5 protein-coding genes are annotated in these 6281 nt (G+C 64.4%); 3 read left to right on the plus strand and 2 right to left on the minus strand.

The genetic code is table 11. The features are described from left to right. Nucleotides 1-212 precede the first annotated feature (212 nt). A complete protein-coding gene (locus GVL05_RS12760; RefSeq protein WP_123654332.1) occupies nucleotides 213-704 on the minus strand; it encodes a hypothetical protein in 492 nt (163 codons plus the stop codon). 214 nt (nucleotides 705-918) lie between these two features. On the opposite strand from GVL05_RS12760, the gene GVL05_RS12765 reads away from it, so the two are divergent. Continuing rightward, nucleotides 919-2046 (plus strand): hypothetical protein, encoded by a 1128-nt coding sequence (locus tag GVL05_RS12765; RefSeq protein ID WP_123654333.1) that lies wholly within the window; start codon nucleotides 919-921, stop codon nucleotides 2044-2046. Nucleotides 2047-2051: 5 nt separating this feature from the next. Here GVL05_RS12765 and GVL05_RS12770 read toward each other — a convergent pair whose 3' ends face one another. Next, nucleotides 2052-2621: a helicase associated domain-containing protein gene (locus GVL05_RS12770; protein WP_123293718.1), complete on the minus strand. Its 570-nt coding sequence runs from the start codon at nucleotides 2619-2621 to the stop codon at nucleotides 2052-2054. A gap of 373 nt (nucleotides 2622-2994) precedes the next feature. Between GVL05_RS12770 and GVL05_RS12775 the strand changes: the two genes are divergently transcribed. Together GVL05_RS12775 and GVL05_RS12780 are read left to right on the plus strand one after the other, a co-directional pair. Continuing rightward, nucleotides 2995-3975 carry a hypothetical protein gene (locus GVL05_RS12775; protein WP_131921212.1) on the plus strand — a complete coding sequence of 327 codons (981 nt, stop codon included), beginning with the start codon at nucleotides 2995-2997 and terminating at the stop codon, nucleotides 3973-3975. Beyond that, nucleotides 3972-5801: a hypothetical protein gene (locus GVL05_RS12780; RefSeq protein WP_123293716.1), complete on the plus strand. Its 1830-nt coding sequence runs from the start codon at nucleotides 3972-3974 to the stop codon at nucleotides 5799-5801. The genes GVL05_RS12775 and GVL05_RS12780 overlap by 4 nt, the downstream gene beginning before the upstream one ends. The last annotated feature ends 480 nt before the right edge of the window (nucleotides 5802-6281 follow it).

Genomic DNA, 6281 nt, shown 5'->3' on the forward strand with positions numbered 1-6281 from the left:
ACATGATCTGGTGCAGGGAGACACGATCTGGACTCGACCGACAACACGATCGAGTAACGAGGTAGCGGCGAACCGCGAGAACATCCCGTGGAACGCCACCGTGATGGTGTTGAGCTCCACGAAGCTCCCGTGCTCACTCAAGGTGGAAGTGGCTCCGGCCGAGAACGGACTAGCGCGTCAGTGGTGCAACAAGTCGGATGCACGCCGTTGACCTACTTCCGCTTCGTCTTCGAACGGCCTGCCCTTCGGGCAAGGCGATGGCAGTCTTTGCAGCCGACCGAGCCCTCCGCCACATGATTGTCGGGGCGTTCCTGGAAGTCCCCATGGAGCGGGCAGATCACCGTGACGTAAGTCTTCTGGTCGATGAAGACGACCTTCGCGTAGTCGTACTTGTCGCCGTGCCGGTTGGTTGCACATTGGATGAAACGCTGCGTGCGCAACTCCTGGTTGGCGTTGCGGAAGCCCTTGCAGTCCCGGCATCCCTGGCCACGCTGCGGGCCCCAGGGCGTTTCGCGGACTCGGCGGTGCTCGCGCGGGGTTTGCTCGAAGGGCCCGTGGTCGGGGCAGATGATGGTGACCTTGGTATCGCCGTTGACGTAGCTGCGTTCGACGTGCGCGTAGTCGTATCGGCCTTTGTGCAGCTTCGTCGCGAAGTCGATGAACTCGGCGGCTCGTTCTTCACGGGTGGCGGTGCGGTAGTCCAAGGGGCCCTCCAGGAGTCGTAGTCCTGGAGCTATGCCGGCACGCCCGAACCAGCCGGGAAAGGCGCCGAGCACCCGTCCCTCGAGACCTGGTCGATCTTCTTCTCGGCGTTCCTTACGTCAGGGTGAGGCCGTCAGGCATAGCCGTGGCATGCCTTCGCTCCCTGCCGCCGTTCGAGCGGCGCTCCGCTCACCGAGTTCAACCGAGCACCTTGTCATGCCGAACCAGGAGTCTGTCGCGTCCGCGACCGCCCTGGGGCGACCGATGGGCGCCGCCTTCGGTCGTCCGTTCCCACGTCAAGGTCCCGTCGAGCACTGCTCGCACATCCAATGTTGGGAACGCGAGCCGCTCAGCCTCGGGGACTCAACGCTCGGGGCCAGAAGCTCGAACGCAGACAAGGGGACTCTTGTCGCGCAGCTTCGCCCGGAGCCCCTTCACGCGATGCGGAAGTATCGGAGCCAGTCGGTTCCCGCCGACAGGTGGGCCAGCATCGAGCCGTTCGTACTGGACGCTGTCGCACTCGTCGCGCCCGCGTGCGCGTACCTTGCTGAACGGCTCATGGTCGCGGTGACTCCATACGTCGACTGGGTCGTGCACGTCAACGGGATGCAGAAGGTCGCCAACGTGTTCCACCCGGTGCTGATCCGCCGGTACATCTCCCGCGACGACCTCAACCTCAAGGACAAGACACGCCGCGATTACCGGTCCTTCCTGCTCCGGATCTCGGAGGTCGTCCTCCCCCACGAAGGTCCGATCGAGTTTGCGCCGTTGAACGGGCAGTCCGTCACAGCCCCGTACACCGACCTCGAACTGAACCTGCTCGAGTCCTGGGCGCGGGGGCAGTCAACGGCACTGCGACGTCGAGGTGCTGGCGCGGTCCTTGCCCTAGGTGCAGGTGCTGGGCTGGACCCGTGGGAGATGCAGCACCTTCGACGCAGCGACGTGCACGTTGACCGTGACGGAGCGCTCGTCAACGTACAGGGCGGAACGCCGAGGTTGGTGCCCGTGCTCGAACGATGGGAGCAGCTCCTCATCGACTCCCTCACGGACGTGCCGGACAACGCATGGGTACTCGGCGGGTCGAACAAGAAAACGACCTACAACTTCGTCACACCGTTCATCAACCACACCGACTTCGGCAACGAACCGAAGCCAGTCCCGACGCGAATGCGCGCTACCTGGATCACCACGCACCTTGCTGCCGGCACGCACGCCGCCGAACTCATGGCTGCCGGCGGACTGCGCAAGCCCGAGCACTTGGTCACGTCCCTCCGGCACATTCCGACGATGAACGCTTCCGAGCACCGTCGACGGATCCTCGCCGAGGCCCGCGAAGTTCGGTAACGCCTTCAGAGGACACGGAACCGAGCCGCCCGGAGCTGCTGCTCGCGTTCCGGCAGCAGGCGGCCGCGGGCGTGCTGGGCTCGTTGCTGGGCGACCCACCGTCCGATCGTCACCTCCGTCTGGTCGGCCGCGCGACGACGCGGCGGTCGCTGATGATCAGCCCAGAACTGCTGGTGCGCGGCGAGCATCGCGGACCACTGCGCGTCCCGGGGGTTCCAGGCGAACCCCGGCACCGCTTCAAGTCGTCGAACCTGGTACGAGCAGTAGCCACCCGCAGCGCCGACCTGCCGGAAGTAGGTGAGGGCGTCGACGAGGCTCTGCTCGGCGGTGGCAGGGCGCGGACGGGTCGAGTCGGCGCGGGGCATCCGTCCGCGCCTGCCGACGAAGTCGTCAAGGTCGTGCACTCGGTCGATCCAGCGTCGCACGAAAGGTTCGACCTCGACGGCGTCATCGGTGTCGGCCAGGTAGAACGCAACGCCGCGCCGCTGGTCGAGGGTGAGCGTCAGGGCTGGCTGCGCTGCGTGGTCGGCATACTCGCCGTGGAGCGCTGCGAGCGCCGTGGTCGGGGTGGGCATGTGGTCCTCTCCGAGGCCGGCGGTCGGCCTCGGAGGGGGTATGCGCGGAACGGGCGTGATCTTGGAGGACGCGCGGGTCGCAGACGAGCGGGGTCCGCAAACAGGACCAATCCGGCCGCGAAGATCACTACGTTTTCTGAGTCCCCGAAGCAGAGAGCCGCCCGGATCGCATGCACATGGCCAGCGTCACGCGTACGACGCCGACGCTGACGCCGCATGCGCTGGCAAGCGGCGACACGCCCGGGGTGACGCGACCGTTCGCATGCGCGGCAACCCCGGCAGATCCGCGCGGGCATGCGGATCGGACGGCAGCGAGATCAAAATCTGGGACGCGTTCCCACAGCTCATCCCACTTCGCCTGCATAGGCCGGGCATGCCTAGCCAGATCCCCCGGTCACCGCGTCAGTACATCACCGCGATGCTGCGCGCCCTCCTGTCGTTCCTCACGCGCGGAGGAACACCGGTGAAGTACGTTCCGACGTTCGCGGAGGACCGATGGGACGTTGTCCGGGAATTCGTGGTCAGCGCAGTCGCCGAGGCGGCAGCGTCCATTGCTCAGCCCGCCGACCGACTCATCGTCATTGCGGCACCGTTCGTCGACTGGGTCGTTAACGTCAACGGATACCCGGCGAAGACCGCCGTCGTGTTCCACCCCGTCATCATCCGGCGCTACATCACCCGCACCGACGTCACCTGGTCGGACACCACGCGTCGCACATACCGGTCCTCTCTGATGCGCATGTCCGAGGTCCTCGTCGGCGAGGTGCCGCTGAAGTTCGCACCGACGACTCCGCAGAACACCGCAGCACCCTACGACGACCTAGACCTGCACCTCCTCGAGAGCTGGGCGACGGGCCAGTCGACCGCGGCGCGGCGCCGCAGCGCCGGCGTCGTCCTCGCACTCTGCACTGGAGCGGGGCTCAAAGCGAACGAGCTCCTCCAGACCCGCCGCCGCGACATCCTCGCTGACGCCGGCGGTGTCCTCGTCACTGTCAACCCGGGAGCCCGGACCGTTCCGCTCCTGGCCCGCTTCGAAACGCTCCTGCTCAACTCCATCGCCGAGGTCGAGCCGGAGCACTGGGTGTTCGGATCCCCGAAGCGCGTCAAGCACGGCATCAGCACGCTCACCACGTTTCTCTACGACACCGATCGTGGCAACGAGCCAGACCCCGTCACCACCCGCATGCGGAACACGTGGCTCATCACCCACCTCATCGCCGGCACCAACATGCGTGCCCTGATGACCGCCGCCGGTGTCACGAAGTTCGAGCACCTCGACCAGCTCGTCGCCCACGTTCCCGCGCCCGACACTGCTTCCTACCGTCGTCAGCTCCGTGCGGAGGTCGCACGATGACCGCGCCGAAGCCGAAGCATCACGACTTCGACGACGCCGAACGGTGGATGCAGGACGACTTCGGCATGAAGATGTCGACATACATCCGCATCGGTCAGGCCTTCCCCCTTGAGCTGGCGACGTTCGAGACCGTCCGCCTGTTCGACAGAGCGTGCATTCGAGCGCGCATCGAGCGCTGGAAAGCGGAAGACCGGACATCCGACCGAGGCCGGAAGGCGTTGATGTCGGAGACCTCCGTGCTCATGCTGATGTTCATCACGATGCGAGCTCGGCGGAGCGTCAGCATCCAGCAGATGACGGAAGTCGCGATGTCCCTGACGACGTCACAGCGTGAAGCAATCGGCATCCTGAAGTTCACCCCACACCAGGACACCCTCTACCGCCGCATCTGGGAGGCAATCAAGCGGCTCCGGAAGCTCATCGACCGACACCCCGGCCCTCGCCGCAACACTATGACCGACGCAGAACGCGCGGCGGCCATTGCGGAGCTGCGCGACCCGGTGGAGATGGCGAAGCGCGCAGCCCGCATGCTCGAACTCACGAACCAGCTGATCGAAGGATCTGTCCAGTTCCTCAACCGTGAAGTTCGCCGGCGATTCAAGGGCGCGATTGCCATCGATGCCACATTCGCGGAAGTCTCGGGCAAGCAGAAGAGTGCCAAAAACATCAAGCCGGGCGACAAGGTCTCCACGAACTACGACTGCGGTTGGTACGGCCGCCAGGGCAGCCACGACCCTGACCATGACGGTGGCGATAAGTACGCGTTCGGATGGGAGCTCGAGTACGCGGTCATGACCCGCGACCCGAACGAGACTGAGGCGAGCTATCCCCTGCTCTTTCTCTCGACCAGCGGTCACAAGCCTGGCGCTCTCACAGGGCACGGCTTGTTCCTCTACCAGTCTGCCGTCGAACGCGGTCACCCCATCAAGACCGTTGTCGGCGACCGCGCCTACTTCCCAGGAGCGAAGCCCGAGGACTTGCAGCGCCCTCTCGCGCAAGCAGGCGTCAAGGTCGTCATGGACTACAAGAACGAGGAAGAAGAGCTCGGTCAGCAAGCGTTCTACGCAAGCGCCGATGGCCGGCACAACCTGGTCATGGTCACGGGTAGCTGGCACCTGCGGTTCATGCCAGCCGCCCTCATCGACGCCGAGAAGACCTACCTCGACTACCTCAAGACCATCACGAGCAAGCCCGAGGCCGAGCGTTCCATACTTCGAGACGAAGCCCATGCGCTTCTCCGTCAGCGCCGCAAGGAGCGCTCCCGCTACCGGCTCATCCCCCGTAGCGGTTACGACGCCACCGGCGCGCGCCAGTACTCCTACCCGGAGTTCACCGACCCGAAGGTCTACGACGCAGAGTCCGACACCTGGATCGACGTTGTCATCCCGGGCAAGACCGTGAAAGTCCCTGGGGTTCTCAGCGACAAGAACGGCGACAAGAACCAGAACCACCTCAAGTACGGTCAGGAGTACGAGTACAAGTCCGATGTGTGGCGCGCCTGGTTCGGCAAGCGTAACAACGTCGAGAACGGCAATTCGTGTCTCAAGGACGCGGACCGCGAGGCGCTCGGGGTTCCGATGAAGCGACGCATGCGTGGCCCCTGGATCGTCGAGATGGCCGGCGCCATGGCAGCAGCGAGCGCCAACATCTCCCGCATCATCGACTGGCTCAAGGCCCGCCTCGCTCTCCGTGGGATGAACCGCATGAACCGCTCGAGCGCCGCGCTCTTCGAGCCCGGCCTCGAAAGCCTCACGGTCGAAGAGCACGATCGTCGCAACCCGTTCAACCGACTTGCAGAGATAGAGCAACTCAGACTCATCGCGTAGCGCACTGCTCGCTCCGAACTGAACATCGACCCTCCTGACGGCCGCCCCGGCCGCGGTACCCCCTGCCCGTTTGTCGGGCAGGGGGTGCTGTCGTTGGCACAGAGCACCTTGGGCCAAGGGGTGCAGTCGCATTCGACGTCTCGCAGTTCGTCCCCGGGGTGCTCAATCCGGTTTTCACGGCACCAAGCTCCCCCAGCCGCGAAAAGTCTCAAACCGAACGCCGAAAACTCGGATCACCCCGATAACGCTCAATATGGATTCGAACCTGGATCTCACGGTGTTGAGCCGTGGCTTGGATCGACTGTGGCAACCTTGATCGACAGCTCGGCTCGCGGGCTTCCTCTCGTGCGCTGGGTCTATCCCTGTCTCTTATACCCATCTCCGAGCCCACGAGACGTAGAGGAATCTCGTATGCCGTCTTCTGCTTGAAAAAAAAAAATAATAATATATTAAAGATTATAATATGTTGGTTTAAAAAGA

Origin of the sequence: Curtobacterium sp. 18060 (genome assembly GCF_902706105.1) — a bacterium.
In the GTDB taxonomy this organism is placed as follows: Bacteria; Actinomycetota; Actinomycetes; order Actinomycetales; family Microbacteriaceae; genus Curtobacterium.

Coding starts and splice junctions, on each gene's coding strand:
- GVL05_RS12780 (WP_123293716.1), top strand. CDS start 3,972: ATGACCGCGCCGAAGCCGAAGCATCACGACTTCGACGACGCCGAACGG.
- GVL05_RS12775 (WP_131921212.1), top strand. CDS start 2,995: ATGCCTAGCCAGATCCCCCGGTCACCGCGTCAGTACATCACCGCGATG.
- GVL05_RS12765 (WP_123654333.1), top strand. CDS start 919: ATGCCGAACCAGGAGTCTGTCGCGTCCGCGACCGCCCTGGGGCGACCG.
- GVL05_RS12770 (WP_123293718.1), bottom strand. CDS start 2,621: ATGCCCACCCCGACCACGGCGCTCGCAGCGCTCCACGGCGAGTATGCC.